Annotated in this window: 16 protein-coding genes; 10 read left to right on the forward strand and 6 right to left on the reverse strand. The window is 69.6% G+C overall.

What is annotated here, in order from left to right; genetic code table 11:
• Positions 1–103: 103 nt before the first annotated feature.
• Positions 104–571 carry an RDD family protein gene (locus OID54_RS11360; protein ID WP_329017729.1) on the reverse strand — a complete coding sequence of 156 codons (468 nt, stop codon included), beginning with the start codon at positions 569–571 and terminating at the stop codon, positions 104–106.
• Between the two features lie 336 nt (positions 572–907).
• Between OID54_RS11360 and glnA the strand changes: the two genes are divergently transcribed.
• On the forward strand, positions 908–2,317 hold the full coding sequence (gene glnA, locus OID54_RS11365; protein ID WP_329017732.1) for a type I glutamate--ammonia ligase: 1,410 nt from the start codon (positions 908–910) through the stop codon (positions 2,315–2,317).
• 230 nt (positions 2,318–2,547) lie between these two features.
• On the opposite strand, the gene OID54_RS11370 is transcribed toward glnA, so the two are convergent.
• Positions 2,548–3,678, reverse strand: a complete 1,131-nt coding sequence (locus OID54_RS11370; RefSeq protein ID WP_329017735.1) for an amidohydrolase family protein — start codon at positions 3,676–3,678, stop codon at positions 2,548–2,550.
• 383 nt (positions 3,679–4,061) lie between these two features.
• On the opposite strand from OID54_RS11370, the gene hemC reads away from it, so the two are divergent.
• From hemC to OID54_RS11385, 3 genes are read left to right on the forward strand one after another with little or no spacing between them, the layout of a single operon-like run.
• Positions 4,062–4,997 (forward strand): hydroxymethylbilane synthase, encoded by a 936-nt coding sequence (hemC, locus tag OID54_RS11375; RefSeq protein ID WP_329017737.1) that lies wholly within the window; start codon positions 4,062–4,064, stop codon positions 4,995–4,997.
• A gap of 59 nt (positions 4,998–5,056) precedes the next feature.
• Complete coding sequence (locus tag OID54_RS11380) at positions 5,057–5,668, forward strand: GNAT family N-acetyltransferase (protein WP_329017740.1); 612 nt, start codon at positions 5,057–5,059, stop codon at positions 5,666–5,668.
• Positions 5,665–6,519, forward strand: coding sequence for an MOSC domain-containing protein (locus OID54_RS11385; protein WP_329017741.1), 855 nt, complete (start codon positions 5,665–5,667; stop codon positions 6,517–6,519). Before OID54_RS11380 ends, OID54_RS11385 begins: the two co-directional genes overlap by 4 nt.
• 38 nt (positions 6,520–6,557) lie before the next feature.
• Here the strand turns inward: OID54_RS11385 and OID54_RS11390 are convergent, their stop codons facing one another.
• The gene (locus OID54_RS11390) at positions 6,558–7,856 is read right to left on the reverse strand and encodes a glycoside hydrolase domain-containing protein (protein ID WP_329017744.1); all 1,299 of its coding nucleotides are present in this window, start codon (positions 7,854–7,856) and stop codon (positions 6,558–6,560) included.
• A gap of 333 nt (positions 7,857–8,189) precedes the next feature.
• The gene (locus OID54_RS11395; RefSeq protein WP_329027426.1) at positions 8,190–8,471 is read right to left on the reverse strand and encodes a hypothetical protein; all 282 of its coding nucleotides are present in this window, start codon (positions 8,469–8,471) and stop codon (positions 8,190–8,192) included.
• Between the two features lie 222 nt (positions 8,472–8,693).
• Here OID54_RS11395 and OID54_RS11400 point away from each other — a divergent pair, with 222 nt between their 5' ends.
• Positions 8,694–9,056 carry an arsenate reductase family protein gene (locus OID54_RS11400; RefSeq protein WP_329017747.1) on the forward strand — a complete coding sequence of 121 codons (363 nt, stop codon included), beginning with the start codon at positions 8,694–8,696 and terminating at the stop codon, positions 9,054–9,056.
• Between the two features lie 8 nt (positions 9,057–9,064).
• Here OID54_RS11400 and OID54_RS11405 read toward each other — a convergent pair whose 3' ends face one another.
• Positions 9,065–9,988 (reverse strand): Gfo/Idh/MocA family protein, encoded by a 924-nt coding sequence (locus tag OID54_RS11405; RefSeq protein ID WP_329017750.1) that lies wholly within the window; start codon positions 9,986–9,988, stop codon positions 9,065–9,067.
• 293 nt (positions 9,989–10,281) lie between these two features.
• Between OID54_RS11405 and OID54_RS11410 the strand changes: the two genes are divergently transcribed.
• The 3 genes from OID54_RS11410 to glnII all read left to right on the forward strand — a co-directional run bounded on the left by OID54_RS11410 (position 10,282) and on the right by glnII (position 14,032).
• Entirely contained in the window at positions 10,282–11,709 is a 1,428-nt protein-coding gene (locus tag OID54_RS11410; RefSeq protein ID WP_329017752.1) for a hypothetical protein, read from the forward strand.
• A complete protein-coding gene (locus OID54_RS11415; protein WP_329017754.1) occupies positions 11,706–12,854 on the forward strand; it encodes an ARPP-2 domain-containing protein in 1,149 nt (382 codons plus the stop codon). The genes OID54_RS11410 and OID54_RS11415 overlap by 4 nt, the downstream gene beginning before the upstream one ends.
• Positions 12,855–13,006: 152 nt before the next feature.
• Positions 13,007–14,032: a glutamine synthetase gene (gene glnII / locus OID54_RS11420; RefSeq protein ID WP_329017756.1), complete on the forward strand. Its 1,026-nt coding sequence runs from the start codon at positions 13,007–13,009 to the stop codon at positions 14,030–14,032.
• A gap of 15 nt (positions 14,033–14,047) precedes the next feature.
• Here the strand turns inward: glnII and OID54_RS11425 are convergent, their stop codons facing one another.
• Positions 14,048–15,037, reverse strand: coding sequence for a GlxA family transcriptional regulator (locus OID54_RS11425; RefSeq protein WP_329017759.1), 990 nt, complete (start codon positions 15,035–15,037; stop codon positions 14,048–14,050).
• Positions 15,038–15,108: 71 nt separating this feature from the next.
• On the opposite strand from OID54_RS11425, the gene OID54_RS11430 reads away from it, so the two are divergent.
• Both OID54_RS11430 and OID54_RS11435 read left to right on the forward strand, forming a co-directional pair.
• Positions 15,109–16,527, forward strand: coding sequence for an MFS transporter (locus OID54_RS11430; protein WP_329017761.1), 1,419 nt, complete (start codon positions 15,109–15,111; stop codon positions 16,525–16,527).
• A 434-nt stretch (positions 16,528–16,961) separates the two neighbouring features.
• Positions 16,962–17,594, forward strand: a complete 633-nt coding sequence (locus tag OID54_RS11435) for a winged helix-turn-helix domain-containing protein (RefSeq protein WP_329017764.1) — start codon at positions 16,962–16,964, stop codon at positions 17,592–17,594.
• Positions 17,595–17,670 lie beyond the last annotated feature (76 nt).

Genomic DNA, 17,670 nt, shown 5'->3' on the forward strand with positions numbered 1-17,670 from the left:
GCCATGGGCGCGACCCCATGGGCCATATGCCACTGCCAAAGGGTCCGATGCCCAAGGGCCTACGGGCAGCCCGTGCCCCCGGGACCTCGCGTACAGAAGCGCTCTAGATCCGCACCTGAACGGCACGGGAGAGGCGGTCGTGGAGCCCCCGGCCGTCGCGGTCCCAGATCAGGGCCGGGATCGCCAGGCCGAGCAGCACGCTGCGCAGGAGGACACGGGGGATGCCGAGTCGCCCACCGTGTACGGAGATGACGCGGAGCCCGAAGATTCGCTTGCCGGGAGTGGAGCCGATGGTACCGACGGTGAGCACGCTCAGCAGGAGGAAGATGCCGAGCGCCCAGTTGCCGGCGGCCTGCTGGCTGCCTGCGGCGAAGAAGCCGGAGGCGATGAGCAGGCAGAGCCCCCAGTCGATGAAGAGTGCGCCGAAGCGCCTCCCGAGCGGGGCCATGGAGCCGGGGCCCGACTCCGGCAGGCCGAGCCGCTGACCGCGGTGCCCGAGGTCGGCCCCCATCTGTTCGACGGCCGCGCGGGGCCCGGAGAGCCACGATCCGATTACTTGCCTGTTGTCCACCCGTCCACGGTACTGTGCCGGGCTCTGCGATCTCACGGCTGGTCTCCCCATAGACGGTCGCGGAACATCCCCCAGCGGGAAGGGTGGCTCATGGCGCCGGGCCCGGCGATCCGGTCCGTACGGTCCTGTGGTGCACCACACATCGAGTCGCCGCGCCCCTGGCGCATCGAGCGGACCGGAGCACTCCGACCGCCGTCCGGTTAACTTGTGCGAAACAAACGGGTCACGCTGGAGAAATCCCGTCTACCTATGGTCGGGTCTTGCGTGTGCCACCGCACTGGCCTCACGACCGAGTTGCAACCCCCGCCCTCCCGGGCCGGGAGTAGGAGGAGTTGGATGTTCCAGAACGCCGACGACGCGAAGAAGTACATCGCCGACGAGGACGTCAAGTTCATCGATGTCCGGTTCTGTGACCTGCCAGGAGTGATGCAGCACTTCACGATCCCGGCGGCGGTGTTCGACCCGACCGAGGAACTGGCCTTCGACGGCTCCTCGATCCGCGGCTTCCAGGCGATCCACGAGTCCGACATGGCGCTGCGCGCCGATCTGTCGACTGCGCGGCTGGACCCCTTCCGTCGCGACAAGACGGTCAACATCAACTTCTTTATCCACGACCCGATCACGGGCGAGCAGTACAGCCGTGACCCCCGCAACATCGCCAAGAAGGCGGAGGCGTACCTGGCCTCCACCGGGATCGCGGACACCGCGTACTTCGGCCCCGAGGCCGAGTTCTACGTCTTCGACTCGGTGCGCTTCAACACCTCCGCCAACGAGGGCTTCTACCACATCGACTCCGAGGCCGGCGCCTGGAACACGGGTGCCGTCGAGGACAACCGCGGCTACAAGGTCCGCTACAAGGGCGGCTACTTCCCCGCCCCGCCGGTGGACCACTTCGCCGACCTGCGCGCCGAGATCTCGCTTGAGCTGGACCGCCAGGGCCTTCAGGTCGAGCGTCAGCACCACGAGGTGGGCACGGCCGGTCAGGCCGAGATCAACTACAAGTTCAACACGCTGCTGGCTGCGGCGGACGACCTGATGCTCTTCAAGTACATCGTGAAGAACGTCGCCTGGCGCAACGGCAAGACCGCGACCTTCATGCCGAAGCCGATCTTCGGTGACAACGGCTCGGGCATGCACGTCCACCAGTCGCTCTGGCAGGGCGGCGTCCCGCTGTTCTACGACGAGCAGGGTTACGCGGGCCTGTCGGACACCGCGCGCTACTACATCGGCGGCATCCTCAAGCACGCCCCGTCGCTGCTGGCGTTCACCAACCCCACGGTGAACTCCTACCACCGTCTGGTGCCCGGCTTCGAGGCCCCGGTCAACCTGGTGTACTCGCAGCGCAACCGCTCGGCCGCCATGCGCATCCCGATCACGGGGTCGAACCCGAAGGCCAAGCGCGTCGAGTTCCGCGCCCCGGACCCGTCGTCCAACCCGTACCTGGCGTTCTCGGCGCTGCTGCTCGCCGGCCTCGACGGCGTCAAGAACAAGATCGAGCCCGCGGAGCCGATCGACAAGGACCTCTACGAGCTCGCCCCCGAGGAGCACGCGGGCGTCCCCCAGGTCCCGACGTCGCTGCCGGCCGTCCTTGAGGCGCTGGAGGCGGACAACGAGTACCTCCAGGCCGGCGGTGTGTTCACGTCCGACCTGATCGAGACGTGGATCGACTACAAGCGCACCAACGAGATCGCCCCGATCCAGCTGCGCCCGCACCCGCACGAGTTTGAGCTCTACTTCGACATCTAGGAACGCGCCCTTCGGGGTCGCCCCTCAGGTCGTCTTCTCCTGGGCCGTCGGCTGTGTCCTTCCCTTCGATGGGAGGCACGGTCGACGGCCTTGTGCGTTGCCGGGAGTCCGTGGGCACTTCGGTGTTCTGTAGTGGGCTCCTTCCGCCCGATGACGACGAGGGCGGAAGGAGCCGTCGCTGACGCGCTCCACGAGGGCCGTCAGCGAGTTGTGGGGACGGTGGGAGTGGTTCAGCGGGTTGCCGTCGACCTGCGGTCGAGTGCCGGCAGCAGGCGCACCGCGTTGTCGCGGTTGATGTGGCGACGCTGGCGGGTGGTGAGCGTGGGGTCGTCGTCCAGGGCGGGGAGGGCGACGTCGGTGATGGTCGCGGCCGGGCTGGCGGGCCAGTCGCTGCCGTACAGGAGGCGGCTGGGGTCGGTGACCGTGAGCAGGGTGGCGACCGAGGACGGCCCCAGCGGGGCGGCCGTGTCGTAGTAGAAGCGGTGGAGGTAGTCGCGCACCCGGGACGGGTCGACGGGTGGGGTGAGGAAGCCGGCGAAGGCTTCCGCGCGGGTGGCGATGTAGGGCAGGAAGCCTCCGCCGTGCGGCAAGATGAAGGACAGGTTGGGGAAGCGGTCCAGCGTTCCGTTGAGGATCAGATTGATCGCCGCGCGGGTCGTGTCCAGCGGGAAGTCACAGAGGAAGCTCGGCACGCCGGGGACGGCCGGGCGGGTGGGGTCCGAGCCGGGCAGTTCCAGGGGATGGGTGTTGATCACCGCGGAGCGCTCGTTGAGTTCGGCGAGCAGGGTGGAGTGCGACGGGTCGCCGAGGTAGACGCCGTTGGTGCTCGCCCTGGTCTGGACGCCGATTGCGCCGAGGTCGTCGAGGCCCCGGGTGAAGGAGCGCCGTGAGCTCTCCAGGTCATCGGTGAAGACGGGCGCGAAGAACGCGAAGCGGTCGGGGTAACTGTCCGTCAGTTCCGTGACCGCTTCGAAGGCGATGGTCACGCTCTCCTGCAACTGGGCCGCGCCGGTGAATCTACGGACGGGCATGGCCAGGCTGAGCACACTGGTCGCGATGCCGGCGTCGTCCATCAGGGCGAGCGTGTCGGCCAGGTTCCACCGTGTCCACCAGGGCAATTGGGCAGATTCCACCAGGCCCTTGCCCTCGGCCCAGGCCACCCAACTGGGTGCGGTGTAGTGGTGGTGGACGTCGATGCGCGCGCCGCGGGCGTCACCGGCGGGGCGAGCGTGCGGCACGGGGCTGTCGCTCCCGGCCGAGGCGTGTGCCCTATTGCCGTCGGTGACGGTCGCCACCGCAGCGGCGCCCCCTGCCAGCAGCAGCATGTCGCGGCGGCCGATCCCCCGGTTTGCGTGTGGCATGTGAGTACGCCCCTGGTGCGCTGGTGGATGTGGATACTCACTGTGGGGCGGGGGGCGCCGAGGGTCTGGCCGACACACACACGGCGGGGTTCCGGTCCCCCGGATGCACGATGGCGGGAGATCACCGCGCGATGGTGAACGTTCGTCTGGACCCGGACCTTTCGGGCCGGAGTACCGGGACGGTGCCCGTTCGCCCGATCGGACGCGGCCCCGGAGGTTCATTCTCGAAGGCGCCGATCCCAGCGAGGAGTACGGCGGTCGGGGCCTGGCCTGGACACCGGCGCGCCGGGACCGGCACGGGGCCTGAGCGGTGGGCGGCCGTTGTGGGCGCGGGTGCCTCGGAGTGAATCAGTGCTCTAGCGGGACGCCCTATGGTGTTCCGCATGTCTGCCCCTGAGCTGATTCGCATCGTCTCCCGCTCCTCCCCCATGGCCCTGGCCCAAGTCGCCCGCGTACAGGCGGAGTTGGAGGCGCTGCACCCCGGAATTCGGACCGAGGTCGTACCCGTCACCACCTCGGGTGACCGCTGGATGGGGGATCTCGCCCGGTTGGGCGGCAAGGGCGCGTTCACCAAGGAGGTGGACGCCGCACTGATCGCCGGGGAGGCCGATCTCGCCGTGCACTGTGTGAAGGACGTGCCCGCCGACCGACCGCTCCCGGCCGGGACCACCTTCGCCGCCTTCCTCAGTCGCGACGACATCAGGGATGCACTCGTCCATCCCGGCGGGCTGCGTCTCGACGAGCTCCCTGGAGGTACGCGGATCGGAACCTCGTCGGTGCGGCGGGTTGCGCAACTCGCCGCCTCCCACCCGCAGTTGGAGTGCGTACCGATGCGAGGGAACGCCAACCGTCGGCTGGAGAAGCTCGCCGCCGGGGAGGCTGATGCCCTACTGCTCGCCGTGTCGGGGCTGGAGCGCATCGAGCGTATGGACGTGATCAGCGAGGTGCTGTCCGTGGAGGCCATGTGTCCGCCGATCGGCGCGGGCATCCTGGCCCTACAGTGCAGGGAGGACGACGCCACGACCATTGACGCCGTGAGCGGGCTCGGCGATCCGGCCGCCCATCGCGAGGCCACCGCGGAGCGGATGTTCCTCCATGTGCTCCAAGGGCACTGCAACTCCCCCATCGCCGGCTTCGCACGCTCGGAGCGCAGCGGTGACCTGTCCCTGCGTGCGAAGGTCTTCACCCCTGATGGCAAGCGGGTCTTGAACGCCCATGAGTGGGCCGGCCCACTCGATCCGGCCACACTCGGAACGTCGGTGGCGGTGGCTCTGCTGCGGCAGGGAGCACGGGAGCTGATCGACGAGATCTCCCACTGAATTTCACACTAGTACAATGATAGTTTGCAGCTAGTGCAGAGACCGGCTACCGTCCGGGTATGCCCGCGAAGACACCGTCACCGATCACCCTCACCGGTCGGCACATCCGTCTCGAACCCCTCACCATGGCGCACCTCCCCGACCTCTTCGTCGCGGGTGGCGGCGACGAGGAGATCTGGCGCTGGCAGGGCGGTCCCACGCCCACCCGTCAGGAGGACCTCGGCGTCACGCTGCGCGAAGTGCTCGACGAGGCGGAGCGCGGTGCCACCGTTCCGTTCGCCGTGATCCTCCTGACGACCGGTCGGGCGATCGGCTGGTCCACCTACTTGGACATCGAGGTCGACGATGAACGGCTGGAGATCGGTTGGACCTGGTACGGACGCGAGCACTGGCGCACCGCGGTCAACTCCGAAGCCAAGCTCCTGCTGCTGACGCACGCCTTCGAGGAGCTCGGCATGGGCCGCGTCCAGTTGAAGACCGACCACCGCAACGAGCGCTCCCAGACAGCGATCGCCCGGCTCGGGGCACGGCGTGAAGGGGTGCTTCGTCGCCATCGGCGGCGCCATGACGGTACCTGGCGGGACACGGTGTACTTCTCGCTGCTGGCGGAGGAATGGCCAGCGGCGAAGGAACGGCTGCACACGGCTCTCGCAGCGGTGGCACAGCCATGACCGGACCCGGGAACCTGTCCGTGCAGCGGCTCACGTTCTACCCCGTCAAGGGCTGTGCGGGCACGGACACCGCATCGGCGTCCGTGACGACGATCGGCCTGGCGCACGACCGCACATTCATGGTCGTCGACGCGGCGGACGGCACCTTCAGGAGCCAGCGCACCCTGCCCGCCATGGCTGCGATCCGGCCGACGATCACCGATGACGGCAGCACACTTCGCCTCTCGGCACCGGATGTGGACGAGCTGGTGCTCCAGGTCGCGCCGGAGGGTCGACGCCGAGCGGTGAGCATGTTCGGCCGGCCCATCGGTGAGGGCGTGGACCAGGGGGAAGACGCCGCCGCGTGGTTCTCCAAGGCGTTGGGGGCCGCGTCCCGACTCGTGCGCGTACCGGACGACTTCGACCGGGACGGCTGGGGCGAGACCCCCGGCAAGGTCGGGTTCGCGGACGCCCATGCCGTCCTGGTGGTCTCCCAGGCATCGTTGGACCATCTCAATGCGCTCATCACCGCGCGGGGCGCGGCACCCGTGCCCATGGACCGCTTCCGGCCGAACATCGTCCTCGACGGGTGCAGTGACGCACACGCCGAGGACACGCTGCGCCGCCTCGACATCGGGACCGTGGGACTGGCGTACGCGGTACGGGCGACCCGGTGCGCCGTCCCGATGGTGGACCAGCGCACCGGAGCACGTTCGGGTCCCGAGCCCATCCGCACCCTCGCCACCTATCGGCGGGAACCGCAGTACGACAACAAGGTCAGCTTCGGGATGAAGGCCGCGGTCGTACGGCAGGGTTCACTGTCCGTCGGCGACCTCGTCTCGGCGATCGCCGTTCGCGAAGAGGACGGCTGACGGCTGGCGGCTTGGTCCGGCCTGCCGTCCCTGCTGGTTCAGCAGCGGGGGATCGGTTTGCTGTACGTGGTGTTGCTCGGGTTGGCCACGTAGTAGTCGGACACGTACCGGCCGTTCTCCAGACGGTTCCAGATCTTGGTGGTGCCGACCGTCGACCCGGATCGCTGGCAGTACACCCAGGCCAGCGCGCCGTGCGGAAGGGTCGCCCGGACGGCGTAGGAAGCGCCCGGACCCGTGCGTTCCGAGAGGCCGCCGGCCGCGGTGACCTGGTACGGGTAGAGACAGCGGGGCAGCGGAGCGCTGTAGCCGGTCGCCGAAGGCGTGCTCACGTACCGGTCGCTGACGTAGGAGCCGTCGGCGAGCTTGTTCCACACGGCTGAGCCGCCGACGGACTGTCCCGGTGTCTGGCACAGCACTTTCAGCGCGGCTCCCGGGGCGTGCGAGCGGCTGACCGCGTACGTCGACGAGGGGCCGGTACGGGCGTTCAGGGTGGTGGTGCTGGTGACCTTGTACGGATAGGCGAGGGTTGCCACCGGTGTGTCGAGACGGTTGCTGTCGATCCAGATGGTGGTGCCGCCGTGGGTCTCGTTGTGGCTGCCGCGGAACTGCTTCGCCCGCTGGTGCACGGCCCATCTGGAGTCGGGGATGTTGGTCCATCCCTTGAGCGAGTCGACCTCGTCGTACCGTGCGATCCAGAGCGCGTCGGGACGTGCGTAGGCCGTGGAGGTGTAGACGTCGGAGAGTTGCTTCGCCCCCAGGTTGAGGTTCATATAGACCCCGGACACATAGCCGAGCCGGTGCAACTCCTTGGTCCACGCGGAGACATAGGTGAGCACCGCGGTCCGGCAGGCGGTATCGGTCTGGGAGTAGTGCTCGATGTCGTTGTAGAACGCACTGCCCGGCTGCATGCCGAGGGCCTTCGCCTTGGCGATGGCGTCGGTGGCGGCTGCAATGCCCTGCGATCGGGCGGTGGCGGGGACGAGGCTGATCTTGGCGTCGATCGGCCTGGCCCCGCACGGTGGTTGCAGACCCTTGTAGATCGGCAGCAGACGCCACTTCAGCGCGCCGACGGACGCGACCCACGACGGGGTGAGTTCCGGTTGGGCGCAGGTGCGGTTGACCCCGCCGAAGTACACGCCGACCGCGCGATAGGGCGAGGCGGTCCAGGCGCGCATGGCGGCGAGGGGTGGTGCGGTACAGGTGTCGAAGGCGAGCCCGGCGAAGCGGGTCGAGCCCGCCCCCGCTGCGTAGGCGACCGGTGTGGCCGGTTCGGCGGCGGCGGGCGGCGCGAAGGCCAGGACGGCCGTGGCGCCCAGCGCGCCGGCCGCGGAGAACACCGCGACCGTGTGCGAAGGCTGCCTCCGGGCGCGCCGGATCGGGCGCGAGTCGGCGGACGCCGGCTGGCCGCTCGCCCTGGCGCCCGGGCCGTGGGACGAACGGGCGTGGTCCGGGTGCTGCGTGCTCGGTGCAGCCCGGTGGAGTAGTCGGTGCAGAGCTCTGCGAAGGGTGCGGTGCGGATGCCACATACGAGTCCCCCAAGGTGTGGCGCAAACCGATTGGCATCAGGATGCCCGGTTTTGCGGGTTCTGGACCCTATGCGGAGGGACATTGCGCCGAAGCGCGTACGAGGACGCCCGCCGTCCGGTCGAGAGCGGCGGGCGTCACAGGGCTCAGCGCCCGTAGCGGATCAGCGCACGCACCATGCGGCAGGTGGTGTCCGACGGGGGGTGGATGCCGACCTGGTCTGCCATCGCCCGGATCCTGCGGTTGTCAGCGGTGGCCGGGTGGTAGACGCCGGAGTCGAGCAGGGCTATGGCGAGGCGCATCGCCTTCAACCGGCGGTTGTGCGTCACGTACCAATCGCGCGGCTGCCCGGCTGGCAGCGGCTTCTTCAGGGGGATTTGCTTCGCCGCGGGCTCGGTGCCCGAGTCGGTCTGCGACGGCTTTCTCATCAGCTTGACCACGGTCATCGGCAACCTCCAGACGTGCTGGCGGGACCATCCCGAACTACCTCCATTCTACTGCCGGGCACTGACAATCGTCCCTGCTCAGACGGCATCTGACGGTGATTTGAACGCGCCGTCGAGCGCCGTGGCGAGTGTTCTGCTGGGCGCCCTGTTGGGGCACCCTTTTGGGCACTTGGCCGTACGGCTTCGGCGGGTACGGTGCCTCCCATGGAGATCTGGATCAATCCCGCCTGTTCGAAGTGCCGCAGCGCCCTCGGCCTCCTCGACGAGGAGGGCGCCCAGTACACCGTGCGCCGCTATCTGGAGGACGTACCGAGCGAGGACGAGATCCGCACGGTCCTGGAACGGCTGGGACTCGCCCCCTGGGACATCACCCGCACCCAGGAACCCGAGGCCAAAGCCCTGGAGCTGGCCGGTTGGCCGCGCACGGACGAGTCGCGCGACCGTTGGATCGCGGCGCTCGCCAGCCACCCGCGGCTCATCCAGCGCCCGATCATCACGGCGGACGACGGCACGGCCGTGGTGGCCCGCACCGACGAAGCCGTACGGGACGCCATCGGCCGCGGTTGAGCATCCGCTCAACCCAACTGGGACTCCGCTTCGGCCAGGATCTGCGTCAGACGCATTCCCCAGCGCACATCGCAGTCGTGCGCGTGCCCCGTGCGCGAAGCCTCCAGCAGTCCGTCGATCGCGCTCCCGAAGGAGGCGATCGCATCGGACCACTGCGGCAGCTGTACCCGCCCCTGATCCCCCATAAGTTCGACGCCCACCGCCGCTGCCTTCGGCGGTGCGCTGAGGCCCACCGTGACCGTGCTCGACGCACCTGACGCATGGCGCAGCACCAGATGGACCGTGTCCAGGGGGCCCCGGGCGGCCGTCACATCGGTGACGTCCCCGAGTACCGGTATCAACACGGACAGGACATGCGGCCCGACATCCCAGAGGCCGCCCTTCTCCCGGCGCCAGCGGGACGCGGCATAGCCACCGGCCTCGGCGGGCGCACCGTCCGCGGCGTACAGCGAACCGAGCCACTGGGCCTGGGCGGTGAACCAGCCGCCGACCGCGGCCTGCTGCTCGATCCACGGCCGGGTCTGTGCCGCGAACCGCAGGGTGCAGAAGACCACGGATGCCACTTTGGCGCGCTCGGCCGCTTCGGCGACCGCGCGGGCACCCGCCACCGTCGTCGCGACCGGTTTGTCGAGCAGTAGATGGCAGCCCGCTTCCGCGGCGCGCACCGCCCACGACGCCTGAATGTCCGGTGGCAGGGCGAAGGCGACCGCGTCGCAGTCGGCGAACAACTCCGCGGCTCCAAAATCGCCGCTGAAGGCCCGGGTGCCGTGCGCGGCGGCGAGCTCGGCAGCGGCCTCGGGGCGCCGCGCCCAGACGCCCGCGAACTCGATGCCCCGGTGGGAGGCGAGGGCGGGTGCCTGGGTGCGCTCGGCCCAGGGGCCGGCACCCAGCAGTCCAAAGCGCGGTTTCCGCGCGGGCTCGTGATCAGTCATGGCCTCAGTGTGCCCGCCGGTTCGAATTCCCGTAGAGCCCTGTGGATGAGGTGTTGTAGGTTCAACGAGCCGGCCGCGGGACTCCGGTGTGACTTCCGGGACTTGCCTATGAAGCAGTGATTTCGCTGATCACGCCCTCATTCCCCGGCCGGTTTCCGCTGCTCGGAACTTCGTCCGCATCGAACCTCCCGCCGGGCCGCCGGGCCCGTCCGACCACCGCGGAGACGGCTCGCGCGGATGGGTGTCGCCCGCAGCGGGGCCGGACGCACCGCCACGGGAGCAGGGGAAGACGCATGGCAGGGACCGCGGGGACCGTCGCCGATCTGATCGCCGCCGAGGACGTGCTCCTCTTTGTGAACGCCGCGGTCACCTCCACCGGACAGCGGGAGTTCCACTCCGGGGCGGGTGAACAACGGTTGTCCCTGGCGTTCCTGCACGAGTACGTACGGATCAACTACCGCCCCCTCTACGCGGCGGTGCTGGCCCTCGACATCAACGACCACAACGCGGCGCGCATCGTCGTCGATCTGCTGCGCACCGCGGACGAGGCCACCTCCGCACAGAAGCGGAGCGAGGGGCGTCTGATCGCCGCCCGGTTGGCTGCCCTGCCGCCGCAGCGCGTCTACCGGGTCTTCCGGGCGCTCCGCACCGCCGGGGTCAACAATCGCCGTACCCGGGCGATCCAGCGGGACTGGCTGGCCGCCCGCCCGGATCTGGGCCATGACGCGGTGAAGTACCGCAGCGGACTGAAGACGGTGGCCCGCCACGCCCATCAGCCTCTCGGCAGTGAACTGGGAAACTTCCTGTTCCGCCCCGGCAAGACCGCCCGCTACGCGGATGCGCGCCTCGACGCCTACCGTCGGGCGCGCTACGAGCAGGGGGCGATCTACGAACTGCCGTTCACGGTCGCCGAGGGGTTCGCGGCGAAGCACGGGGTGCCGCGTGCGCTCTTCCTGGAACGGATCGCGCCGCGGATGACCCGGCTGGAGCGGTTGCGCACCCAGCGCTCGACCGGGATGCCCACGGACCTGACCGCGATGCCGCTCACCCGGCTTGCCCTCTTCGTCCTGTCGCTGTCACGGCAGGAGCGCCACGCTCGGCGGACGGAGTTGACGGGCGCCCTTCGGGCTGCGGCGGCCCGGGTCGCCGGACCGCACGCGGGCGGTTGGGGGCGGGTCTCGGCCGTGCTGGACGACAGCTACTCGTCATCGGGGTCGGGGGTGAAGCGGCGTCGACCGCTCGCCGTCGCCCTGGGCGCGCACTTCCTGTTGGAGGCATTGGCCGGTTCCTATCGTGCGCACTGGCTCTCGGGTGGCAGCGATGCACTGTTGGTGCGCCCCTGGGGTCCGAGTCCGCTCGGCACCCGGGTGTTGGACGCCCTGGAGGACTCACCCGATCGCTTGGTGATCGTCTCCGACGGCTGGGACAACGCGCCACCGGGGCTGGCGGGCGAAGTGCTGCGGATCTGGCGCACCCGGCTCGACGGGGAGCGCCGCACCAGCGTCGTCCATCTGAATCCGGTGTACGACGCGGACGCCTTCGATGTGCGCCGGTTGGCGCCGAGTGTGCCGACGGCCGGCGTGCGGGACGCGGAGGACCTCGCGGCGCTGGTGGAGATCGCACAGTTCGCCGAGGGTCGTACGGGTCTGCCGGAACTGCTGGCGTACCTCGACCGCCGAGCGGACGCCTTCTTGACCGGACGGGGAGGGGACGAGCGGTGAACGGACTGGATCTGACCGGGTTGACGGTGATGCCGTCGCAGGTCTGGGGCGGTGTTCGGCTCGTGCCCCTGGTGCGTACGGAGCCGGTGCCCGGGCTGCGGCTGCACCACGAGATCTACGACCGGGCCATCGGCGAGGTGCAGGTGGGTCCGCGGGCCCACTATCTGTCGTACGTCCCGCACGGGTTCATCGCGGACTGGTCGGGAGACGGGGGCCAGCAGGCGGCTTACGGCAGCCGGTTGGCGCCGTCGGCGGACGGCGGGGCGGACTGCGTTCCCGTGCGGATGCACCACCGGCTGGCCAAGCGTCGACGGAGCAAGGGCGTCAGCGAGCAGCGGCTGCGGTTCCTCCCCCTGCACCTGGCGTTGGAGGGGTATCTGGCGCTGCACTTCGGCGGGCCGTCCGTGGTCTGGGACGAGTGGTCCCAGCAGGCGGTACGGCAGGGGCTCTCGCCACGGGCCGAGGCGGCGTACGCGGGTTGGCAGGTGCCGGGGCTCGGACAGGCGCTGCGGATCTTCGAGATCCATCCCGGTCAGTGCGGTGTGCTGGTGTACACGGCGGATTCCCTGGCTGCCGCCTTCGTCGTGCCGCATCCGGACGACTACCGCGCTCTGCACCCCTCGCTGATCGAGGACCTCTACGGCGAGCTGGTGTACCAGTACGCACACTTCTCGGGCGATGTGCCGGACTTCGAGGTGCGGATCGGCGGGGAGCGTCACATCCGGACCCTGGCCGATCTCCGGCTGGCCGCGCGGGGGCAGGAGAGGAATTGGGTACAGGGCCATGACGCGCTGATGTCCGCGCGGCTGCTGGGCCCCTCGTACCGCTTCGATCGGGTGTATCGGATGGATCGCTTCGCCCTGTGGCGGTTCCTGCCGTCCTTCTCGCGGAGCGAGCCCGAGCAGCACATCGGGGAGGCGATCTGCGACCACCGGGGCCGGGTCGCCTATCTGAAGACCTTCCGGCTGTCGGACGCGCAGATCAGACGCGGGCACCTGCTCGACCGGCTGCACGATCACGATTGGCACCTGGACCGGACGGCGGAGGCCATGGGGGTCAGCCGGACGCAGTTGGTGAGGCGTGTCGAGGATGCCGGTTTCGGTTCGCTGCTGAAGCACGGGGCGGAGCGCGCGAGCGCCCGATAGCGGATGGGGGTCAACGCCGGGTTACCTACGTAACACCTCAGGTAACCCGGCGGCCACATACGTAACACGGGGTTCATCTTCGGGCAATGGTCGGGAAATCGCCCTTTGCGAAGCTTCGGGGCATACAGCAGCACCAGCAAAGGACGGGACCCGTGACCTTCAAGGCTGAGTACATCTGGATCGACGGCACCGAGCCCACTGCCAAGCTCCGCTCCAAGACGAGGATCCTGGCCACCGGCGCTGAGCTGCCCCTGTGGGGCTTCGACGGCTCCAGCACCAACCAGGCCGAGGGCAGCTCGTCGGACTGTGTGCTGAAGCCCGTCTACACCTGTCCGGACCCGATCCGCGGCGGAGATGACGTACTGGTGCTGTGCGAGGTGCTGAACACGGATCTGAGCCCGCACCGCTCCAACACTCGGGCGGAGCTGGTGGAGACGGCGGAGCGGTTCGCCGCGCAGGAGCCGATCTTCGGCATCGAGCAGGAGTACACGTTCTTCCAGGGCGACCGTCCGCTCGGCTTCCCCGTCGGCGGCTTCCCCGCCCCGCAGGGCGGCTACTACTGCGGCGTCGGCGTGGACGAGATCCACGGCCGTGACGTGGTCGAAGCCCACCTGGAGAACTGCCTCACCGCGGGCCTCGGCATCTCGGGGATCAACGCCGAGGTGATGCCGGGACAGTGGGAGTTCCAGGTCGGCCCGCTGAACCCGGTCGTCGTCGCGGACCAGCTGTGGATCGCCCGCTGGCTGCTCTACCGCACGGCCGAGGACTTCAACGTCGCGGCGACCCTGGCGCCCAAGCCCGTACGGGGCGATTGGAACGGCGCGGGCGCACACACCAACTTCTCCACCCGGGCGATGCGCGAGGACGGCGGATACCCGGCGATCATCACCGCCTGTGAGTCGCTGGGCGAGGGCTCCAAGCCGCTCGACCACGTCAAGAACTACGGGGCTGGCATCGACGACCGGCTCACCGGTCTGCACGAGACCGCGCCCTGGAACGAGTACAGCTACGGCGTGTCCGACCGGGGTGCGTCCGTCCGCATTCCCTGGCAAGTGGAGAAGGACGGCAAGGGCTACATCGAGGACCGCCGACCGAACGCCAACGTGGACCCGTACCTGGTGACGCGGCTGATGGTGGACACCTGCTGCACCGCACTGGAGAAGGCCGGACAGGTCTGATCCGAAGCGGGCCCGCTAGCCAGCCTTGTCCAGACGGAAGGCGCGCCGATATGCGGCGGGTGTGGTGCGCAGGGCCTCGTGGAAACGCCGGCGCAGATTGACGGCCGAGGAAAGGCCGACCCGGCGAGCGATGCTCTCCACCGGCAGGTCGGTCTCCTCCAGCAGCGCCCGGGTGGCGGCGATTCGCCGGTCCAGCAACCAGCGTCCGGGGCTGATGCCCAACTGTTCGGTGAAGCGCCGGGTCAGTGTGCGGGCGGAGACCTGGGACCTGGCCGCCATCTCGGCAACGCTGACGGGCTGGTCAAGCCGGCCGGCCAACCACTCCAGCAGCGGTGCCAGCGAGTCGGCGACCGGTCCGGATGTGGGCAGTTCGGCGTACTGCAACTGGCAGCCCTCGCGGTGCGGCGGCATCACCATCTGCCGGGCGATGCGCAGCGCGTACGCGGAGCCCTGGTCGGCCCTGACCAGATGGAGGCAGACGTCCACGGCGGCGGCCGATCCGGCGCTGGTGGCGACGTCGCCGTGGTCCACGTACAGCACCGCGGGGTCGACCTGGACCCGATGGAACCGGGCGTCCAACTCCGCGGCCCTGGCCCAGTGGGTCGCGGCCCGCCGACCGTCCAACAGCCCGGCGGCGGCGAGCACGAAGGCGCCCGAGCAGAGGCCGACGATCCGAGCGCCGCGCCGGTGCGCCTGTCGGACCGCCGCGATCACCTCGGGCGGGATCTCGACTCCGGGCGCCTGCTGCCAGCCGGGGATGAGCACGGTGTCCGCCCGTTCCACCGTGTCCAGCCCCTGCGTGACCAGCATGTCGTAGCCGGACTGGGTGCGCAGCAGGCCCGGCTGCTCGGTGCAGACCTCGAACGTGTAGCGGGCGGGTATCGCCGGGCCGTGGTCGGCGAACACCTCAGCCGCACAGGCCAGCAGGAAGGTCGACTGTGGGGGCTGCAACAGGGCCACCACCCGATGGAGCGCCGGGGGCTCCGGCAGTGCACGAAGCGTCATGGCGTGAAAGTACCTCATCATGTCGTTCAGGACACTGGGACCATCGATGGGACCAAACCAGTATCTGAGCTGTGACCACCGCACCGACGCACCCCGAGACCGCTCGAACCGACCCGCTGGCCGATCCGCCGACCGGCCTGGCGTCGGCCCGTCCCCCGTTGTGGGACCGCCGATTCGCCCTCTTCTTCACCGCCCGCACGATCTCGTTGTTCGGCGACGCGATGATGCCGGTGGCCGCCGCACTCGCGGTGGGAGCGCTGTACGGGATCTCCGGCGTCGGCTTCGTCCTCGGCACCTGGACCGGGACGTTCGTCCTCCTGGTGCTGTTCGGCGGGGTGTTCGCCGACCGGTTCGGCGCCCGGCGGATGATGGTCATCGCCGACCTCGTCCGGGTGCTCACCCAAGGGGTGCTGGCAGTCGCGTTCTTCGCCGGTCCGCCGCCGTTCTGGCTGTTGGTGACCATGGCGGCCCTGGCCGGTGCGGGTGTCGCGATGTTCCTGCCGGGGGCGAACGGGATGGTTCCGCTGGTCGCCAGCGAACCGCAGCGGGCCAACGCCACGCTCAAGGTCGCCGACGCGCTCGCCCATCTGCTCGGCCCGGCCTTCGCCGGACTCCTGATCGCGCTGACCAACGCCGGGACCGTGTACGCGATCGACGCCGGCACCTTCGCGCTCAGCGCCCTGTGCCTGGTGCTGATCCGGCTCGCCCCGGCCGGCACGCCCAAGGGCTCCCGCGCCGACACGCTCCAGAACGGCCCGACCGACAGTCCCGCCCACGCCGACACCGCCACCCACGCCCACGCCCGCACCCGCACCGACACCTCTGCCCGCACCGGCCATGCGCTCCGCCGTGATCTGCGCCAGGGCTGGCAGGAGTTCCGCGCACGTACCTGGATGTGGGCGGTGATCCTGATCTGGGTGGGCTACGGCGTGCTGGTCTTCGGCCCGCTGGTACCGCTCAGTTCGGCCCTGGTCGGCACCCGCCTCGGCCCCAACGCCTACGGTCTGGCGATCTCCTTCCTCGGCCTCGGAGCCGTGCTCGGCGGTCTGTTGGCGCTACGGCTGCGCCCGGCCAGGCCACTGGCCGCAGGCACGGCGGCGATGGCCCTGTACACCGTGCTCCCGCTCTGCGTGGCGCTGGGCGCCGACCTTCCCTTGCTCCTGGCGGGCCATGTGCTCGGCGGCGCCACCATGGCGTTCTGGTCGGTGATGTGGGCGACTAGCGTGCAGACCCACACTCCGCCCGCGGTGCTCAACCGGGTCTCCGCGTACGAGTTGGCCGGCTCGGTGTCCGGCATCGCGCTCGGCCAGATGCTGGCAGGCCCGGCCATCGCGCTGGCCTCCCCCGACCGGCTGCTCCTGGTGTCGGCCGGCGCCTGCCTGGTGGGCTGCGTGGCACTGTTCGCGATCCCGGCGATCCGCACGCTGCCCCGCGCCGCTGCCATGGGCAGTGCCGAGCGGGGTGCACCGAACGGTCCGCAGAAAGGCTGAGCGGACCTGCGGAACCGCTCGGCAGAGTGTGCCCAACGCCCGCACGGCGTCCCTAAGCCGTGGCCAGAAGCCCGCTCCGGCCGGGGCCGCGAAGGCACCGATGGTACGGAAATTCCCGTACCACCCCTGCAATCAGGGCCGATTTAATGTGATGAGACTCGCGTCTCGATCCGTGAGAGGGACCCTCGTTCGCATCGTGTTCATCTGATTCAATGAGGGCCATGGCCAGCCTTGAGAACCTCGCGATGGGTCGCAGCGACCTTGAGCCCTTCTGGCCGTCCCGGCAGGATCATGACTTTGACCGGGTGTGTTGCCGCGCGGTGAACGCGCGGGCCCTCTAAAGCCGTTCCCCCGGCCTTCGGCCAGCGCGCATGACGTACGTCCCGTCCCACACGGCTCGACGAATCCTCCGCGCGAAAGAGAGCTGACCTCTCATGGCGAACCCTCGATCCTTCTCCTCCGTACCGGCCGGCTCCGCGACTGCTGCCGCCGCTACCGGTGCACTGAACCCCGCCCGTCATCGACTGCGCGCCGTCGACCGCGATGAGGTGGTACCCGCGGGTGCCATCGGCGGTCTGCGCAATGTGGCGGACTACCTGCCGCCCGGCGCCACCTGGCTGCCGGCACCACAGCACAGCGTGCCCAGCCTGCCCGGCCATCCGCCGATGGTCGGCTATCTCGTCCTCGTCCCGGCTGACCAGCAGGTTCCGCTGCACACAGCGCTGGCGCCGTCATCACCCCCGCCTCCGTATCCGTCGACCGCGAACGAGGCGGCCGTCACCGAGTCGGGCCCGGTACGGATCGACCCGGTGGAGCGGGTCGCCCTGGTCGCCGGGAAGGCACTGGATCTGACATACCTGGAGTTCGAGCTCCTCGCCCATCTGGTGACCTACCCCCATCGGGTCCACACCCGCGATCAGCTGGTGACCACGGTCTGGGGCTACGGACACGTCGGCGACGGGCGGACCGTCGACGTCCATGTCGCCCGGTTGCGGCGCAAGTTGGGCGTGGAGCACCGACGCACCATCAAGACCGTGCGCCGGGTGGGGTACAAGTACGCGCCCTGAGCCGAAGGACCAGGCCCACGGGACGACCAGGGCCGGGACCTTCTGCACATGTCGAAAGCCGATGGGTCGATGTCAC

Origin of the sequence: Streptomyces sp. NBC_00690, assembly GCF_036226685.1 — a bacterium.
In the GTDB taxonomy this organism is placed as follows: Bacteria; Actinomycetota; Actinomycetes; order Streptomycetales; family Streptomycetaceae; genus Streptomyces.